The organism is Bacillus mexicanus, from assembly GCF_050445615.1.
GTDB classification, from domain to species: Bacteria; Bacillota; Bacilli; order Bacillales; family Bacillaceae; genus Bacillus; species Bacillus mexicanus.
Window position 1 is genome coordinate 412,126 of sequence record NZ_JBCEYV010000002.1, and the last position, 17,080, is coordinate 429,205.

General features: G+C 43.5%; 13 protein-coding genes. 4 read left to right on the forward strand and 9 right to left on the reverse strand.

The window, feature by feature from the left end; translation table 11 throughout:
* Positions 1–3: 3 nt before the first annotated feature.
* Together AAGG74_RS11745 and AAGG74_RS11750 are read right to left on the reverse strand one after the other, a co-directional pair.
* Entirely contained in the window at positions 4–1,101 is a 1,098-nt protein-coding gene (locus tag AAGG74_RS11745; protein WP_429675576.1) for a DUF4097 family beta strand repeat-containing protein, read from the reverse strand.
* A gap of 24 nt (positions 1,102–1,125) precedes the next feature.
* Positions 1,126–1,452 carry a hypothetical protein gene (locus AAGG74_RS11750; protein WP_225493260.1) on the reverse strand — a complete coding sequence of 109 codons (327 nt, stop codon included), beginning with the start codon at positions 1,450–1,452 and terminating at the stop codon, positions 1,126–1,128.
* Positions 1,453–1,670: 218 nt separating this feature from the next.
* On the opposite strand from AAGG74_RS11750, the gene AAGG74_RS11755 reads away from it, so the two are divergent.
* Entirely contained in the window at positions 1,671–1,901 is a 231-nt protein-coding gene (locus tag AAGG74_RS11755) for a hypothetical protein (protein WP_429675578.1), read from the forward strand.
* Positions 1,902–2,100: 199 nt separating this feature from the next.
* On the opposite strand, the gene hag is transcribed toward AAGG74_RS11755, so the two are convergent.
* The 4 genes from hag to AAGG74_RS11775 form a co-directional block, all read right to left on the reverse strand.
* On the reverse strand, positions 2,101–3,012 hold the full coding sequence (gene hag, locus AAGG74_RS11760) for a flagellin Hag (protein WP_225493259.1): 912 nt from the start codon (positions 3,010–3,012) through the stop codon (positions 2,101–2,103).
* 326 nt (positions 3,013–3,338) lie between these two features.
* A complete protein-coding gene (gene uvrA, locus AAGG74_RS11765) occupies positions 3,339–6,212 on the reverse strand; it encodes an excinuclease ABC subunit UvrA (RefSeq protein ID WP_429675580.1) in 2,874 nt (957 codons plus the stop codon).
* 7 nt (positions 6,213–6,219) lie between these two features.
* On the reverse strand, positions 6,220–8,205 hold the full coding sequence (gene uvrB, locus AAGG74_RS11770; protein WP_429675581.1) for an excinuclease ABC subunit UvrB: 1,986 nt from the start codon (positions 8,203–8,205) through the stop codon (positions 6,220–6,222).
* Between the two features lie 184 nt (positions 8,206–8,389).
* Positions 8,390–8,620, reverse strand: a complete 231-nt coding sequence (locus AAGG74_RS11775; protein ID WP_162104192.1) for a CsbA family protein — start codon at positions 8,618–8,620, stop codon at positions 8,390–8,392.
* Positions 8,621–9,001: 381 nt separating this feature from the next.
* On the opposite strand from AAGG74_RS11775, the gene AAGG74_RS11780 reads away from it, so the two are divergent.
* The 3 genes from AAGG74_RS11780 (at position 9,002) to AAGG74_RS11790 (ending at position 13,505) form a co-directional block, all read left to right on the forward strand.
* A complete protein-coding gene (locus tag AAGG74_RS11780) occupies positions 9,002–11,494 on the forward strand; it encodes a PEP/pyruvate-binding domain-containing protein (RefSeq protein ID WP_429675582.1) in 2,493 nt (830 codons plus the stop codon).
* Between the two features lie 78 nt (positions 11,495–11,572).
* A complete protein-coding gene (locus AAGG74_RS11785; RefSeq protein ID WP_162104190.1) occupies positions 11,573–12,136 on the forward strand; it encodes a TetR/AcrR family transcriptional regulator in 564 nt (187 codons plus the stop codon).
* A 34-nt stretch (positions 12,137–12,170) separates the two neighbouring features.
* Entirely contained in the window at positions 12,171–13,505 is a 1,335-nt protein-coding gene (locus AAGG74_RS11790; protein WP_162104189.1) for an MFS transporter, read from the forward strand.
* Positions 13,506–13,552: 47 nt separating this feature from the next.
* On the opposite strand, the gene minJ is transcribed toward AAGG74_RS11790, so the two are convergent.
* The 3 genes from minJ to ctpB all read right to left on the reverse strand — a co-directional run bounded on the left by minJ (position 13,553) and on the right by ctpB (position 17,009).
* The gene (gene minJ, locus AAGG74_RS11795) at positions 13,553–14,749 is read right to left on the reverse strand and encodes a cell division topological determinant MinJ (RefSeq protein WP_162104188.1); all 1,197 of its coding nucleotides are present in this window, start codon (positions 14,747–14,749) and stop codon (positions 13,553–13,555) included.
* A gap of 78 nt (positions 14,750–14,827) precedes the next feature.
* Positions 14,828–15,181, reverse strand: coding sequence for a swarming motility protein SwrAA (gene swrA, locus AAGG74_RS11800; RefSeq protein WP_162104187.1), 354 nt, complete (start codon positions 15,179–15,181; stop codon positions 14,828–14,830).
* A 385-nt stretch (positions 15,182–15,566) separates the two neighbouring features.
* A complete protein-coding gene (gene ctpB / locus AAGG74_RS11805; RefSeq protein WP_429675585.1) occupies positions 15,567–17,009 on the reverse strand; it encodes a carboxy-terminal processing protease CtpB in 1,443 nt (480 codons plus the stop codon).
* Positions 17,010–17,080 lie beyond the last annotated feature (71 nt).

A 17,080-nucleotide genomic window follows, 5' to 3' on the forward strand; every position in this document is an offset into this window, starting at 1 on the left:
CAATCACCTCTGTGAGTACTTTAGTTTGATGGCGCCTGTCAATGATTCTGAGAAGACGGTGATGTTTTGATCATGTGCCTGATTTGAAGTGAACATCATTTCTTTTTGAATGGTATCATTCTTTTCTTTCAGCATCTCAACATCCATTAATTCATGGGACAGCGAACCTAGATTGCTTTTCAGCTCCGCCTTCACTGCAAGATCGTCCGGAATCGCAAGCTCCACATTTCCAGTCGTCGTTTTCGTGTAAATAGAGCGGCAGTCCGATTCTGTTACGTTAATTGCAATATTTCCATTAAAGCTTTGCACATCAATCGATTCGCTTCTCCCGCGAAGATCAATTAATCCGTTAATCGTTTCCGCTTCGAGCGTGCCGCAGCTGTGGCTGGCGAGCTTAATTTGCCCGTTGGCCGTTTCCGCTACAGCTTTTTCCGCCGTTAAATGCGAGAACGACAGCACACCATTTGTCGTTTTCGCCGAGAACTCTTTCACATGTAAATGTTCCCCTCTGACCGGACCATTAAACAGCTTCACCCGAATCTTATCATACTCCTTCTGAGGAATATAGAGAGTCACATTGGTTTTCATTGTTTTCTTCTCAGTACGGATAAAAAACTTATTTCCTTTGATTTCACATTCAATATGCTGAAGAAATGCGTGTCTCGCCGCGTCCTGGCTGTCAGCGCGATATACCTTCGCCTGGCATTCCGCCCTGATATCTTCGTCTTCCCAAGGAACGATATTCACGCTTCCGTTAGCAATTTGAAGCTCTACACTGGAAAAGTCAGTATCTTTAAATTGAAAAATATGCTGAACATCATACGCATGGCCAAAGTTCAAATCAAGGTCAACTTCCTTGACCTTTTTCACGGCCGAATCGATCCAGTCAAACAGCTTGGCCCCTAGAGACGGTTTGCTGCTTTCTTTTTTTGCCGTTGTAAACGGCTCTTCCTCTTCATGCATATGAACTGAAAGTGCTGTGATTTTCTCTTCTTTTTCCTTGTAGTCGCTGTCAAGCTTTTCAATCAGTGTCAAAGCCTCTTGGGCTGTAAGCTTGCCTTCCTCAACAAGCTTAAGGATTCGTTCCTTTTCTTGTTTCATTACGATCTCCTCCCCATTGTCTACTTATGCTGTACGCAGCACCTTAATGCCCTGAATCACATTCCAAATCATAATGCCAATAACAACTAAGAAATAAATACCCGCTCCCCCAATCATCACAAATACAGGAAGCACGCTGTCACTATCAATCGCAATGGCTCCGCCCAGAAAAGCAATAAAAAGGACCAGCCAGCCGGCAACAGGAACAATATGAGAAATAAGAGAACGGATGGCATGCCGTTTTGTTTCTTTCTCATCTACAACAAAATAAGCGACAATCGGGACAATGATTGGCGCAATGAACACACTGAAATAACAAAGGGATGCAATAATAGATTGATTACGATTCAATACATGTCACGCTCCTATTGTGAATTTCCCATGACCAAAGATCAGGGACGTTTTGCTTATTTATACGTTTCAAACGTTTTCAGGTTTCAAATTCATTCTTTAGACGTAATCCGATTTACGGAAATTGGATTTTAAAAAGTTTCAGAAGTAGAATCTTTCCGCTGGACCGATTACAATATGTAAAAAGCTTACGGCAATCAAGGAGGCTGGACAAAAAAATGGATAATGATCCCAGTGACTATACAGTAACACAAGAATCGGTGCTAAAGCTGATTCGCGAACAAAAAAGAATGAATCGTGAAATGATCGCCGAGCTTGAAGAGATTCACGGACCCCTTCCGATCTCGCACGATATTCAATACATAAAAGTGCTGCTCGACAGCAGCAACACGCACATTGTTCGAAATTTAATGAGTGTAAGCAAGCAGCTGTTTAAGAAGACGTTGTAATTGTGGGATAAGTTGCATTCATTATAAATGAAACAACGCCAAAGGTTGGATGCATATCTTGCCTTTTTTGTTTGGAAGAAACAAGTGACTCTCTGGATGTCCCACCATCATTGTAACAAAAAAAGCCTGCCGGCATATCCAATGAATGGACACTGTCGGCAAGCTATGGCTACTAAAAAGAACGATAGCCGTTCAAAAATTAACGTAACAATTGAAGTACGTTTTGTGGCTGTTGGTTTGCTTGAGCAAGCATCGCTTGAGAAGCTTGAGAAAGAATGTTGTTCTTTGTGAACTCGCTCATCTCTTTCGCCATGTCAACGTCACGGATACGAGACTCAGCAGCTGTCAGGTTTTCACCAGAAGCGCTTAAGTTGTTGATTGTGTGCTCTAGACGGTTTTGTACCGCACCAAGTTTAGAACGTTGGTTAGAAACTTGTTTAATAGCACCATCAACGATGTCTAATTGATCATTAAAAGAAAGAGCATCTGCTGCAGTTGGATCAGCAAATTGTTTTACATCGATTTTATCAACTGTGTGGTCAGCTACAAGAGCATTGTTCTCGTCAAGAGCACCAAGTTTATCTGAAGACATCGCTTCAATGTTCACATCTAATTTTTGCGCTTTGTTCGCACCAATTTGGAAAGTGAGTTTTTTTCCATCAGTGGAATTGAAATCTCCATTAAGGAGTTTTTTACCATTGAATTCAGTACGATCGGAGATACCGTTTTTACCAGTTCCATTTCCAATCTCTTCAACTAAGTTACCGATTTCTTCTTGAATTGCACCAAGATCTGTATCGTCTTGTGTACCTGTGTTTCCAGCTTGAACAACTAGTTCACGAACACGTTGAAGGATTGCATGAGTTTCAGTTAATGCACCCTCAGCTGTTTGGATAAGAGAGATTCCGTCTTGAGAGTTTTTAGAAGCCATTTCTAAACCTCTGATTTGTCCTCTCATTTTTTCAGAGATCGCAAGACCTGCAGCGTCATCTCCCGCGCGGTTGATGCGAAGACCTGAAGAAAGTTTCTCCATGTTCTTTTGGCTAGCGCCGTTGTTTGAACCTAAACGATTCAATGTGTTAAGTGCTGCGATATTGTGGTTAATTCTCATTTTCTATTACCTCCATGTATGTTATTTGAAACCAAAGACTTCCTTTTCTTTGATTCCTGGCGTATGAGATTCCAGTTTCACTTATGTAGACCCTGTCACAGATTACTTTTAATCCCTTAACAGGACTTTTCTGCTTCATATGGGAACCTTCATCCACCCTTCATTTCATATATCGACAGCATTTTGTAAATGTTTAGGTGTTTTTCCAAAGAAATTTTATCCACTTATAAAACTAACCGATCACAAAGATATTATTTTCCATAAAAAAAGCTTGTCTGCTAAGCCCAAGAATGGACTTGCGACAAGCTCCCTCTGAAAAGAGGGTTTTAAGATGTTGCCGTTTCTTTCGCTTCCAAGAGCGATGTCATTCGTTTTTTGTCACGCTCCATAACAGGCTTCAAATAGCGGCCTGTATACGACTCTTCGACTTGAGTAATTTCTTCGGGCGTTCCCGACGCGACAATAGTGCCGCCCCCGGCTCCGCCTTCCGGCCCCAAATCGACAATATAATCTGCTGTCTTAATAATATCAAGATTATGCTCAATGACCAGCACAGTATCCCCGTTGTCAACCAAACGCTGAAGCACGACAAGGAGTCTGGCGATATCATCGACGTGCAAACCTGTCGTTGGCTCATCTAAAATATAGAGCGTACGTCCTGTTGAACGTTTGTGCAGCTCAGATGCGAGCTTCACACGCTGCGCCTCCCCTCCTGACAAGGTTGTTGCCGGCTGGCCGAGTGTAATATAACCTAAGCCGACATCATAAAGGGTTTGGAGCTTGCGCTTGATTTTCGGGATATTTTCAAAGAAAGCAAGAGCATCTTCAACTGTCATATCAAGTACATCAGAGATGCTTTTCCCTTTGTACGTCACTTCGAGCGTTTCCCGGTTATAGCGTTTGCCGTGGCATATTTCACACGGAACGTACACATCAGGAAGGAAGTGCATTTCAATTTTAATAATTCCGTCTCCGCGGCAGGCTTCACACCGCCCGCCCTTCACGTTAAAGCTGAAACGGCCTTTTTTATAGCCGCGGACCTTCGCTTCATTTGTCTGTGCGAATACATCGCGAATGTCGTCAAACACACCGGTGTATGTCGCAGGATTGGATCTCGGCGTTCTTCCGATTGGCGCCTGGTCAATGTCTATGACTTTGTCCAAATGATCCAAGCCTTTTATTTCTTTATGGCTGCCAGGCTTTGCTTTCGCTTTATGAAGCTTTTGCGCCAGCGCCTTGTGTAAAATTTCATTGATAAGGGTACTCTTCCCTGAGCCGGAAACCCCTGTAACCGCTGTGAACGTTCCAAGCGGAAACTTGGCATTCACTTTTTTTAGATTGTTTTCTGCAGCGCCTTTTATCTCAATGTAACGGCCGTCCGGCTTTCTTCTATCAGGAGGCAACGGGATGAACTTTTCCCCTGATAAATAGCTGCCAGTCAATGAATCTGGATCTTTCATCACTTCTTCCGGCGTTCCCGCAGACATCACCTGTCCGCCGTGAATACCGGCTCCCGGCCCAATATCGATTAAATAATCGGCTGCCATCATTGTATCCTCATCATGTTCAACAACAATAAGCGTATTCCCAAGGTCTCTCATATTTTTCAAGGCACTGATCAATCGGTCGTTATCACGCTGATGCAGGCCGATTGACGGCTCATCTAAAATATAAAGCACACCGGATAGGCGTGAGCCGATTTGCGTTGCCAGCCTGATACGCTGCGCCTCTCCCCCGGATAATGTTCCCGCTGCCCTGCTCAATGTCAGATAATCAAGGCCAACTTTATCCAAAAAGCTTAAACGCTCCACAATTTCGCGCAAGATCAAATTGGCAATCTGCATATCCTTCTCAGAGAGGGTAAGATCTTTGAAAAAAGTAAGTGCGTCGGTTACAGATTGCTCGGTAATTTTTCCGATGTGGCGGCCGTCAATCAATACGGCAAGCGCCTCTTTCTTTAACCGGTAGCCTTTACATGTCGGACAAGCCTTCTGAGACATATACTGTTCCATTTGCTCACGAATGAAATCAGAGCTTGTCTCCTTATATCGTCTTTCAATATTGCGCAAGACGCCTTCAAATTGAATGTCGCCTTCGCGTATTTGCCCAAAGTCATTTTCATAACGGAAATAAATCAAATCATCTCCGCTGCCATACAGCACTTTATCCAGCTGATCCTTCGGCAGCTCTTTTACCGGCACATCCATATCAATCCCGTAATGGGTGCAAACCGCATGAAGGAGCTGCGGGTAATATTGCGAGCTGATCGGTGTCCAAGGAGCGACCGCATTCTCATTTAATGATAATTCTTGATTGGGGATGACGAGATCCGCATCCACTTCAAGTTTCATTCCAAGACCGTCACACGTCGGACATGCGCCAAATGGGCTGTTGAACGAAAACAGCCGCGGTTCAAGTTCGCCAATTGAAAATCCGCAGATCGGACACGCGTGATGCTCACTGAACATCAGCTCTTCCTCACCAATGACATCAATCATAACCCGCCCTTCACCTAAGCGAAGCGCCGTTTCCAATGAATCTGACAGACGGGCTGACACGCCTTCTTTCACCACAATCCGGTCAATAACAACCTCTATCGAATGCTTTTTATTCTTATCTAATTCAATATCATCAGAAAGCTCAGCCATTTCACCGTCAATTCTGACCCTTACATAGCCTTGCTTTCTGATCTGGTCCAGCACTTTGACATGAGCGCCTTTGCGGCCTGAAATAATCGGGGCCAGAACCTGAAGCTTCGTCCGTTCCGGATATTCCAAAATTCTGTCCACCATTTGCTCAATCGTCTGTGACGTAATCTCAATCCCATGCTCTGGGCAATGAGGCTTTCCTACTCTCGCATACAAAAGACGCAAATAATCATAAATCTCAGTCACTGTGCCGACGGTAGATCTCGGATTTCGGCTCGTTGTTTTCTGATCAATGCTGATGGCGGGAGACAACCCCTCAATCGCATCAACATCCGGCTTATCCATTTGGCCTAAAAACTGGCGGGCATAAGCAGACAGCGACTCGACATATCGTCTCTGCCCTTCTGCATATATGGTGTCAAAGGCAAGGGAGGATTTCCCTGATCCGGACAATCCCGTAACAACGACAAGCTGGTCTCTTGGAATCGTTACATCGATATTTTTCAGGTTATGCGCCCTTGCTCCCTTCACCTCTATCCGATCCATAGCCATTTGTTCATCATCCTTCCGCTTTTAGCTCTAAAAGTAAATCGCGAAGCTCCGCGGCTCTTTCAAAGTCAAGCGCCTTGGCGGCTTCCTTCATTTCATGCTCCATCTGTTCAACGACTTTCTCGCGTTCTTTCTTCGTCATCTTAGACAGCTTCGGCGCGACTTTTGTTTTGTATTCCGCTTTATCCTCAGCTGCTACTGTTGCACGAATCACATCGCGAATTTCCTTATTGATTGTTTGCGGCGTAATGCCGTGCTCTTCATTAAACTGCTCCTGCTGCTCGCGGCGGCGTTTTGTTTCATTCATCGCAATTTCCATAGATTTCGTTATTTTATCGGCATACATAATGACGCGGCCTTCAGAGTTCCTTGCCGCCCGTCCGATAGTCTGAATCAGCGATCGTTCTGAACGAAGGAAACCTTCCTTATCCGCATCCAAAATCGCAACAAGCGACACTTCAGGAATGTCGAGCCCTTCCCTCAGCAGGTTGATGCCGATAAGCACATCATGCTTGCCAAGACGAAGATCGCGAATGATCTCAATCCGTTCAAGCGTTTTAATCTCTGAATGTAAGTAGTTTACTTTTATGCCGATTTCCTTCAAATAATCGGTCAGGTCCTCTGACATTTTCTTCGTCAAGGTTGTGACGAGCACCCTTTCATTCCGCTCTATCCTCGCTTGTATTTCGCCAATCAAATCATCAATCTGGCCTTCGATCGGACGCACATCAATAAGCGGGTCAAGAAGACCGGTCGGACGAATGATCTGCTCGACCATTTCATCCGTGTGCTCAATCTCATACGCTCCTGGCGTTGCTGATACATACACGGTATTGTGCATATGCTTTTCAAACTCTTCAAAACGGAGCGGACGGTTATCAAGCGCTGATGGAAGACGGAAGCCGTGATCCACGAGCACCTGTTTCCGAGCCTGGTCTCCGTTAAACATACCTCGCACCTGAGGAATGGTCACATGCGACTCATCCACCACGATCATGAAGTCATCAGGGAAATAATCAAGAAGCGTATAGGGCGTTGAACCAGGAGGCCGAAGCGTCAAATGCCTTGAATAATTCTCAATGCCGGAGCAAAAACCCATTTCCCGCATCATTTCAAGATCATATCTTGTCCGCTGCTCTAAACGCTGCGCTTCAAGCAGTTTGCCGTTTTCATGCATAACCTTCAGCTGTTCATCAAGTTCTTTCTCGATATTTAGAATCGCTTTCTCCATTTTCTCGGCCCGCGTAACGAAGTGGGATGCCGGGAAAATCGCAACATGATCACGGTCGCCGAGAATTTCTCCTGTCAGGGCATCTACTTCTCGGATCCGTTCGATTTCATCCCCGAAAAATTCAACTCTTATACAGTGTTCATCACGGGATGCTGGGAAGATTTCCACTACATCTCCGCGCACACGAAATGTACCGCGCTGAAAGTCGATATCATTGCGGGCATATTGGATGTCTACAAGCTTTCTGAGCAGCTCGTTGCGCTCGATTTCCATTTCAGGCCGCAAAGACAAAACCATTTCTCGATATTCTTCTGGCGAACCGAGACCATATATACAAGACACACTCGCAATAATAATGACATCTCTCCGTTCAAACAAAGAAGATGTGGCGGAGTGCCGCAATTTATCAATTTCATCATTAATGCTTGCATCTTTCTCTATAAACGTATCCGTTTGAGGCACATACGCCTCCGGCTGATAATAATCATAGTAGCTGACAAAATACTCGACAGCGTTGTTCGGAAAAAATTCCTTAAACTCACTGTAAAGCTGTCCGGCGAGGGTTTTATTATGGGCAATTACAAGCGTCGGCTTATTGACTTCTTTAATCAAATTGGACACTGTAAATGTTTTTCCCGTTCCTGTCGCCCCCAGCAGAGTCTGATGCTTCTTGCCCTCCTGAATCCCTTTTACAAGTTTTTCAATGGCTTTCGGCTGATCTCCTTGGGGCTGATATTTCGAGACTAACTCAAAGCGATCTTTCACAAAATAAGCCTCCGTTTCTTTAACGAAATCTTCCTATAGTTATAGTAACACAATGGAATACAAAATCACTAAAAATACGAACTAAAGTTCGGTGGTTTTTTATTTCCAGCTGTTTTCATGTATAAAAAACCTGCTTTTAAAACGTAAAAGCAGGAATCCAGTCTTTATATTCATTATGCCCGATTTATTCCTCTTTTTTCTCAACAGCCTTTTTGGCCATATACAGTCCGCCCGCAACAAGAGACACAATATCCAAACCTACAATAAAATACGTTTCTGTATAGCCTTTTAAATAAGAGGCAAACAACAATGCAGCTGTTAGAGCGATCGCCACATAATGATTAAAGGTAACTCTTGTAAATAGTACAACAAGCATAAAAGGGAAAAACAATGCAAAAACGGCTTTTGTAATCAACAAAAACCCTCCTCAGGGATTCTTCATCTGATCTGATTATAGTAAAAAATAAAGAATCGAACAATCATGCAATCGTTCCCTCTTTCACACCATACCCTTTTTCAGTCGAAATCAATCTTGAAAATATAAATGTATCACCCGAATGAGTATTGCCAGATTTTAAAAATAAAAGAAAAATAGGTATACAGAACCATTCCACCTGTATTTTCCATGATAATGTAACCAACTTAACTATTCACTTTATTTAGGCCTTTCTGCGTTTGACGGCATTTTCCCGAAAATTTACAATTGGATGATAGTGTTTACTATCATTTTTAAACACAGGCTCCATCATAAAAAACTAGAGAGAAAAAACAAATGAAGGAAAGAGGGGTTTTAGATATGTATTCTGTCATATTTCGCCAAGCAGAAGAATCCAGCGAGCTTGCTGGAGCAAAAGGCATGAACTTGATTAAACTGACCAGGCACGGTCTTCCTGTTCCGAACGGGTTCGTTATTCAGACGAATGCACTCGCACGCTTTATGGAGGATAACCAGCTCCATGAGACAAGCGAAAACATCGAAAGCAGAATTATCACAGGCGTATTTACTGAAGAACTGAAACATGAGCTGACAAGTTCCTTTTACGAGCTGAGAGAATCATACCAATCCGTTGCCGTGCGTTCTTCATCTGCTTCGGAGGATTTAGAAGGCGCTTCATTTGCAGGTCAATATGAAACCTACTTAAATATCAAAACAGAAGAAGAGTTTTTAGCTAAAGTGAAAGAGTGCTGGGCTTCATATTTTTCAGGCCGAGTGAGCAGCTATAAGAAAAAAATGAACAATCAAATCGCAGAGCCGTTAATGGGCGTTGTCGTTCAGGGGCTGATTGAGTCAGAAGTGTCAGGTGTTATTTTCAGCCGCAATCCTGTTACCCATAATGATAAAGAGCTATTAATCAGCGCCAGCTATGGTTTGGGGGAAGCTGTCGTTTCAGGAAGTGTCACTCCAGACACATTTATAGTCAATAAATCTTCCTTTGAGATTCAGAAAGAAATAGGCGCAAAGGAAATCTACATGCAGTCTGCGGCAGAAGGAATTGCTGAAAAAGAAACAAGTGAAGATATGAGAAGCCGTTTTTGCCTTACAGATGAACAAGTGATTGAACTGGCTGAAATCACGAAAAAAACTGAAGACCTATACGGATATCCGGTCGATATCGAATTCGGAATCGCTGATCATCAAGTATACCTTCTGCAAGCTCGTCCGATCACAACCATTGAACAGGATAAAAAAGCAGCAGAGGAAAAACGCAGCTTCATGATTACAGACGCTGATATGGATGATTTCTGGATCAACATGGAGTCAAATATTGAAGGCCCGGTAAGTCCGTTATTTTCATCATTCATTGTACCGGCCATGGAATATGGCTTGAAGAAAAACATGCAAAAGTTTCCGCTTGGCGCGGTCGCAGAAGAAGTGAAGCTTTATCGCGGGCACATTTACTCCAAAAACCAAGGCGGGCATCATCCTGATGAGAACTGCGGTAAAGAGATTTTCCCGATATTATCAGAGCGTATGTATGACATCATCAACCACACATACCTTCCATTTTACGAGACGCTGGATCAGCTCGCACAAACGGATCATACTGCTGAAAGCGCGCTTGATGCTTTTAGAAAGTTAAAAGCCTTTTATCTCAGGGCTTATGATGAGCATTTCAATATTGTTTTCCCGCAAATGCTTCTGACAAACAAATTGCAAGCGATGTACCAGCGCATTCAAGGAGAATCCGAAACCGCTCATTTTTACGAAATGCTGACAGGAAAAATGAACAAATCACTGGAAACTGACCGGTGTCTGTGGCTCTATTCGGTTAAAGTACAGGGAAACCCAAATCTGCTGTCCATTTTTGAAAGCGCTGAACCGGAACAGCTCCAGGAAAAATTGGAACAAACAGATGAGGGCAGACATTTTCTCAAGAACATCCATGAGTTTTTACAGGATTACGGGTGGAGATCTGTAAAAAGCCATGATTTAATTGAACAAATCTGGGCAGAAAACCCGTATTTTGCACTGGCCAATATTCAAAATTACGTCCGTAATGGCTATCATTTTGACAATGAATTTCAGAAAACAAAAGAAAAACGAGAGACATTATACCATGACTTCTTGAAAACCATAGAGGATCCTAATGTACGCGACGAATTTGACCGGTATTATCAGTGGACACTGAACTCTGCAAATATAATGGATGACCATCACTTTTATATTGATGCCATGCTGGATGCCAAGGCGAGAGTCTTTCTGCTCAAGGTAGGTGAATTGCTGGCGAAAAACGGGGTCATTCAAGATCGGGAAGACCTTTGGTTCTTGTATGATGATGAAGTGGAAAACGCGCTTCTTCACCCTGTATCCCTGCAAGAAAAAGCTGAAAAACGCAGACAGGACTTTCACGAGTATGAGATTGCCAAAGCACCTGCCTACCTCGGTACTCCGACAAAAGAACAGCTCAAAATTGCTGAAGAAATTGTCGGCGCCGTCATTGAGGATGAAAAAAATACAGAGAATCACATTTTTGGCATTGCAGCATCAAGCGGTATCGCCACAGGTCCGGTAAAAATCATTCGGGATGCCAGTGAATTTTCTCAATTCGCGTCTGGGGACATCCTCGTTTGCAAAATGACCACACCGCTATGGACCAGCCTGTTTCAAGATGCCAAAGCGATTATTACAGACACAGGCGGCATTTTGTCACATGCTGCGATCATTGCCCGAGAATATGGCATTCCTGCCGTTCTTGGCACACGTACAGCAACAGAAAGACTTCGAAACGGTGACATCGTTACTGTGGACGGAAGCAGCGGCAGCATTACGGTCGTCAGCAGAGCCTAATGCGCCCTCCCTCTTTCTGATACAAGCAGGACAGGTGTATACTTCTTGTCCTGCCAGTATATTCGTGAGGTGAACGTATTGAGACCGACAAACAAGAGAATTCTTGACGCCGCCATGCAACTGCTCGTCAAAAAAGGCTACCGCGCAACGACGACAAAAGAAATTGCAGAAAAAGCAAATGTCAGTGAAGCGACGATTTTCAGGAATTTTAAAAACAAACAGGGACTAGTTGAGGCTTTGCTTTCTCAGCATTCTCCAAACAGAAGCAGCATTTTGGAACAAACAGAAGGCGATTTGTACAAAGACATGCTTCATATCGGAACCTGTCTTTTGGAGGAGCTCCAACAAAAAAAAGATATTATTAAAATCAGCTTTCGTGAACCGGCCATGTTTCAGGATATCATCAACCACGTAACAGAATATCATCAATTTATGAAACAGCTATTGATTGATTATCTCAAATCAATGGGCGAAAAAGGGGTGATTCAAACTGGAGATGAAGCGGAGCATGCCGACGTATTCATGTCGATCATTTTCGGTTATTTTATCCATCGTCTCCATTTAGAAGACCGGGCGGCTTCAATGCCTCAGAAAAAAATGCTGGAGCATAGCACAGCTCTATTTGTCAAAGGAATTTCTTGATGAACTCCTTGGCATTACAAAAAGGAGGATCCCAATGAGTTCAAGAAAAGAATGGGCGCTGATCGTCTCACTATTATTAGGGGCCATCCTCGCACCCATTAACTCAACGATGATCGCGGTCGCGCTCTCATCTATATCTCATACGTATAACGAGTCCATCGCAAGCATCACTTGGGTGGTTACCGTTTATTTAATCGTAATGGCAGTCACACAGCCGATTGCTGGAAAACTCGGTGACATGTATGGCAATAAAAAAATGTACTTATGGGGTGTCGGCCTTTTTCTTATCGCTTCCTTAGGCTGCGCACTCTCACCGAGCCTAGTGCTGTTGATTGTCTTTCGGGCGTTGCAGGCTGTTGGAGGCGCACTGCTTACGCCAAACAGCATCGCCATTATCCGTCACGTCGTTTCTGAAAAACGCCTGCCGAAGGTGTTTGGTTTCTTCGGACTTGGCGCAGGACTTGGGGCAGCACTCGGCCCTTTCATCGGCTCTTTGCTGATTGATAGCTTTAGCTGGCATTCGATTTTTTGGGTCAATATCCCATTTCTCGCGATTGCTTTATTTGCGGCATTAACGATGTTCCCTCCATATAAAGAAAATAAATCTAACGCGCCGCTGGACATCATCGGCTCTCTCTTGCTTGCAGGCAGTATTGTTTCGATTATCCTGCTGACGAAAACTGAGGCTTCATGGGGCTATGCAGTATACAGTGTATTCATCCTTCTTTTTGTCCCGCTTTTTTTCAGGAGAGAAAAACGCACACAGCATCCAATTATTGATTTTACACTGTTTAAAAGCTCGACCTTTACAAATGCCAATCTATCAGTCTTATTAAGCAATTTAATGATGTATGCCGTCTTATTGATCATGCCGTTATTCATGACGAGCCAATTCGGGCTCAATACGTCTAACAGCGGCATGGCGCTCTCTGTATTTTCAATTTTCATGTCGGCCAGCAACTGGGCGGGCGCCCAGCTTCACCACAAATGGGGAGCAAAAAAAATCATTTTTCTTTCATTTGCGATGATGGCGGCAGCGAATCTATTATTTTTGTTATTAAGCAGCTCGCACTCGGTCTTATTCCTGATGATTTCTCTCATTCTGGGAGGGCTCGCATCCGGAGTCGGTCTGACCAGCATGCAGGTGTCATCCCTCGCCACGGTAGACCCCGGCATGTCAGGAGTAGCATCCGGCATTTTCTCGACCTTCCGTTATTTTGGAAGCATCATTTCATCGGCCTTGATCGGTCTGATTTCGGGATATCACACCCTATTTATCATTCTCTTTGCTGTCTCCATCATTGGCATTTTTGTCTCATTAGGCATCAAATCGGATGAAACGGCACAGATGAAAAAAAACTCAGCGTAACACAAAACAGCCCGGCACCACATCTCTTTGCGGTGTCGGGCTGTCATTTATGATCCTGACAAAGCGGCTGCTTCGTCTTCACGGTCATCCTTTACGAAAAGGATACCCAATTCATGATGTTCTCCCTCATACGAAGCTCTTTGATCAAAACGAATTTCTCCATTCAAACCTATAATTTCCAGCTTCACATATGCACGGTTAAGCTGGAGTGCTTCATAAAAATCAGATACGTTCTTAACAGGTATGCCATTGACTTTCGTAATGATTTCCCCGATTTTTAATTCCAGATCTTCAGCCGGCGTATTTGGTATAATCCCCAGCACCATTAAGCCTTGATCACGTTTTGAAAAGTAAAACGGAGCAGCGTTGTCATTCACCCGTTGCTTAATGGACAGAAAAATGCGTCCTGCTACAGCCACACAGACAGCTGCACCCGCAAGCGGCGTCCACCATAAACTCCCTGCACCGAGAGCACTAACGGCAAGTCCGAGAATGCAAACCCGTTTCGCTGTGATCCTTATGCTCGTCTCAGGCAGCGATCCCTGCACCCTTTGTCCGAATCCGACAAAGTAAGGAATCCACAGAAAATGGAACGACCCGCCGGGTACAGTAAACACAGGCCACCAGCTAAGATGCGATTCCAATCCGTTACCGGGTACGAGAAGAAACAGCGGCAAAAGCCATATCCGGTTTGCCAGCTGCTGTCCGATCGGCAAACCGCGGCTGCTTACGACAAGTGCCGGTGATGTTCTCACATGTGCGGAGCGAAAAGCAACCGCTCCTTCAATGATCATTAATAAACCTAAAAACACAGCCATAGCCGGCCAAACGACTGCAAATCCTTGCGGAAATCTCTCCAGAAAAGGCTCCGCCTGATACAATTGCAGTCCGAAACCTATCAGCATACTCACGCCGACGATATATGCAGCAGACATCCAGTTTGCGCGAAGAGTAAGCGCTGCTGCCGCAGTGATAACGGCAATAATCGCAAGTAAACCCAGAGGTATCGAGATCCCGAGTACACCTAAAACAACTGACAAAAGGAGACCAGGGATCAGTCCCTTTGTATAAGTAAATTTCAAATCATCATAAATATCTGCTATTTTTGTATGAAAGGTTTTCCGTTCCCGTTTGATTCTTACATAGCCGAAAGCAAGGCTTATGATGATAAAAAACCAGAATAACGGGTGTAAGAAGAACAATCCCGCACTTTTTAACAGTTCAATTCCCCATTGAACAGACACTATCTTTCACCGCCTCAAGCCAAACATGTTACTCATATTCTATCAAATATTAAATGGCTTGGATATCCTCAGGAAGGTTTAATTCTCTTGCGCCATCCACAGCGTGACATTCGATAGGGAAAAATCCTTTAAATAATGGTTCACATCCACATCCAATAACCCGCTAATCAGGTGCATCGATCTTTTTATATCTGTCAGATTGATCCCTAATCGCTTATGGTTTTTCATTAAGTAATTAAAATAATGCTTGGCACATTCTTCATTGATGTCATTTACTGATTCAATATTGGTGTAATTGACCAAATACCTACTGAACAGCATAAGAAGACTTAGTGCTTTTGTAGATGAAAATGTTACGTCTTGTGTTCTGTCTTTTAATTGTTCAACTAATTCATAATATTTTTTTTCACGCACAATACTTGCCCTCTTCAATTGTGAACCCCCATTTTCTTTATACAGATAAAGCACGGGCCAGTATAAGCAGCAGTACTGGCGTGCTATAACAAGCATTCTCGTTAACATTACTCTTCAATACCTGTTGTTCAGCTGCCATAAACCTGATTACTGTTCTTTTTAGAACCTTCTTATATTGTATGAAGTAAACAAAGACTAGGCAACTTGCAAAAGTTTCATTTTAAATGCATATTATCTCGTTAGAAAGTCTCTCTCATATATTGATATCGGGTAATCACGGTCCTTTATAAATGTTTATTTGTGAAAATTTTTTAAATTTCTTGTTAAAAACTGATCTTTTATATTACTTATGACCCATCTTATCGTTAAGTATAAAGAAACAGGAGATGGAATACCATCTCCTTTAATTGGAAAATAATGATTTCAGCGCTGTTTGGAGCTGTAAGTCATTTTTTTCATCAGATTTTTTCTTTTCTATCAGCTGATTTAGTGTCTCTGCAGTGCGAGTGTCGATTACACCTGTTTTATCCAGTTTGTTTTGATCTTGAAAGGCCATGACTGCTTTTTTCATATCATTGCTGAAATAACCATCGTCACGTCCCGGATCAAAGCTGAGACCTTTTAATAAGACTTGGGCATGTTTGACATCTTCATTGTTCATATCCACTTTAAGCGGCTCTTTCAGCTGCAGCGGCCCTGCAGAAAAATAGTCAGGCTGCTTAATCGCAATGGTCGGTTCAATCCCTTTCTTATGAATCCAATTCCCATTTGGCGTCAGCCACTTGTAAAGCGTCAGCTTAATATTGCTGCCGTCTCCCATCGGAACAGCCTGTTGCACCGTTCCCTTGCCAAAAGAAGTATCACCTACAACGTCATAATGCCCTGCCTCCTTTAATGCGCCGGCAAGAATTTCTGAAGCGGAGGCACTTCCTTTATCTGTGATCACATTGACAGGATATGCTTTTTTATGGGCCAATGTTGAAAAGTAACGTTTTTTATCTCCATTGCGTTCTGCAATTTGAATATATGGGTGATCCTTAGTGACGAAGCGCTTAAGAATTTCTTCCACACTTTGAAGATACCCGCCCGGATTGCCGCGTACATCAATGACAAGGCCTTCAATTGCTTTTTTCTCCAGATCTCCCAGCGCTTTTGCAAAATCCTCAGCCGTATGCTCAGAAAAAGTAGAGATGGCGATATATCCGACCGAATGCCCCTGCACTTTTTTCTTTGAAGCAAAAACTGTTTCAAGCGGGATCTCAGCTCTTTTGATCCGGAATGACAGCTGCTTCTTCGTACCAGCCCGCTGAATCTTCATTGAAACGCTGGACCCTTTCTTCCCTCTTATTTTTAACACAGCGTGATTTAAATCTTTGCCGGCCATCGGTTCTCCATTGATGCTGATAATTTCATCATTAGGCTTGAGACCGGCTTTTTCTGCTGGCGATTTCTTAAATGGAGAAACAATAATCATTTTGCCGTCTTGCATTCCAACCTCAGCTCCGATGCCTTCAAACGAGGAATCAAGAGAATCAGAAAATTGCTTAGCCGTCTGCTTGTCCATATAGACAGAATAAGGATCATTTAGCGTAGACAGCATTCCTTGGATTGCTCCCTCTAGGAGCTTCTCTCTATCAACTTTTTCTACGTATTCATTCGAAATTAGCTCATATGCTTTTTCGATTTTGTCCATAGCCTTATCCCGTGTAGAATCAGCTTGTGCCGCCGCAGGAACAGCTGCAGCCTGAGGCTTATCCACCTCAAGCAGGTTCATTCCCGCATATACACCGGCGCCCCCGAACAGCATGCTTCCCGCTGCTATCAAAGCCATTATTTTTTGATTCATCCTTTACTCCTCCTGTATGACAAACTGTCTTTATCAAAAACCTAGAGATAGTATATGTAAAGGATGGAGAT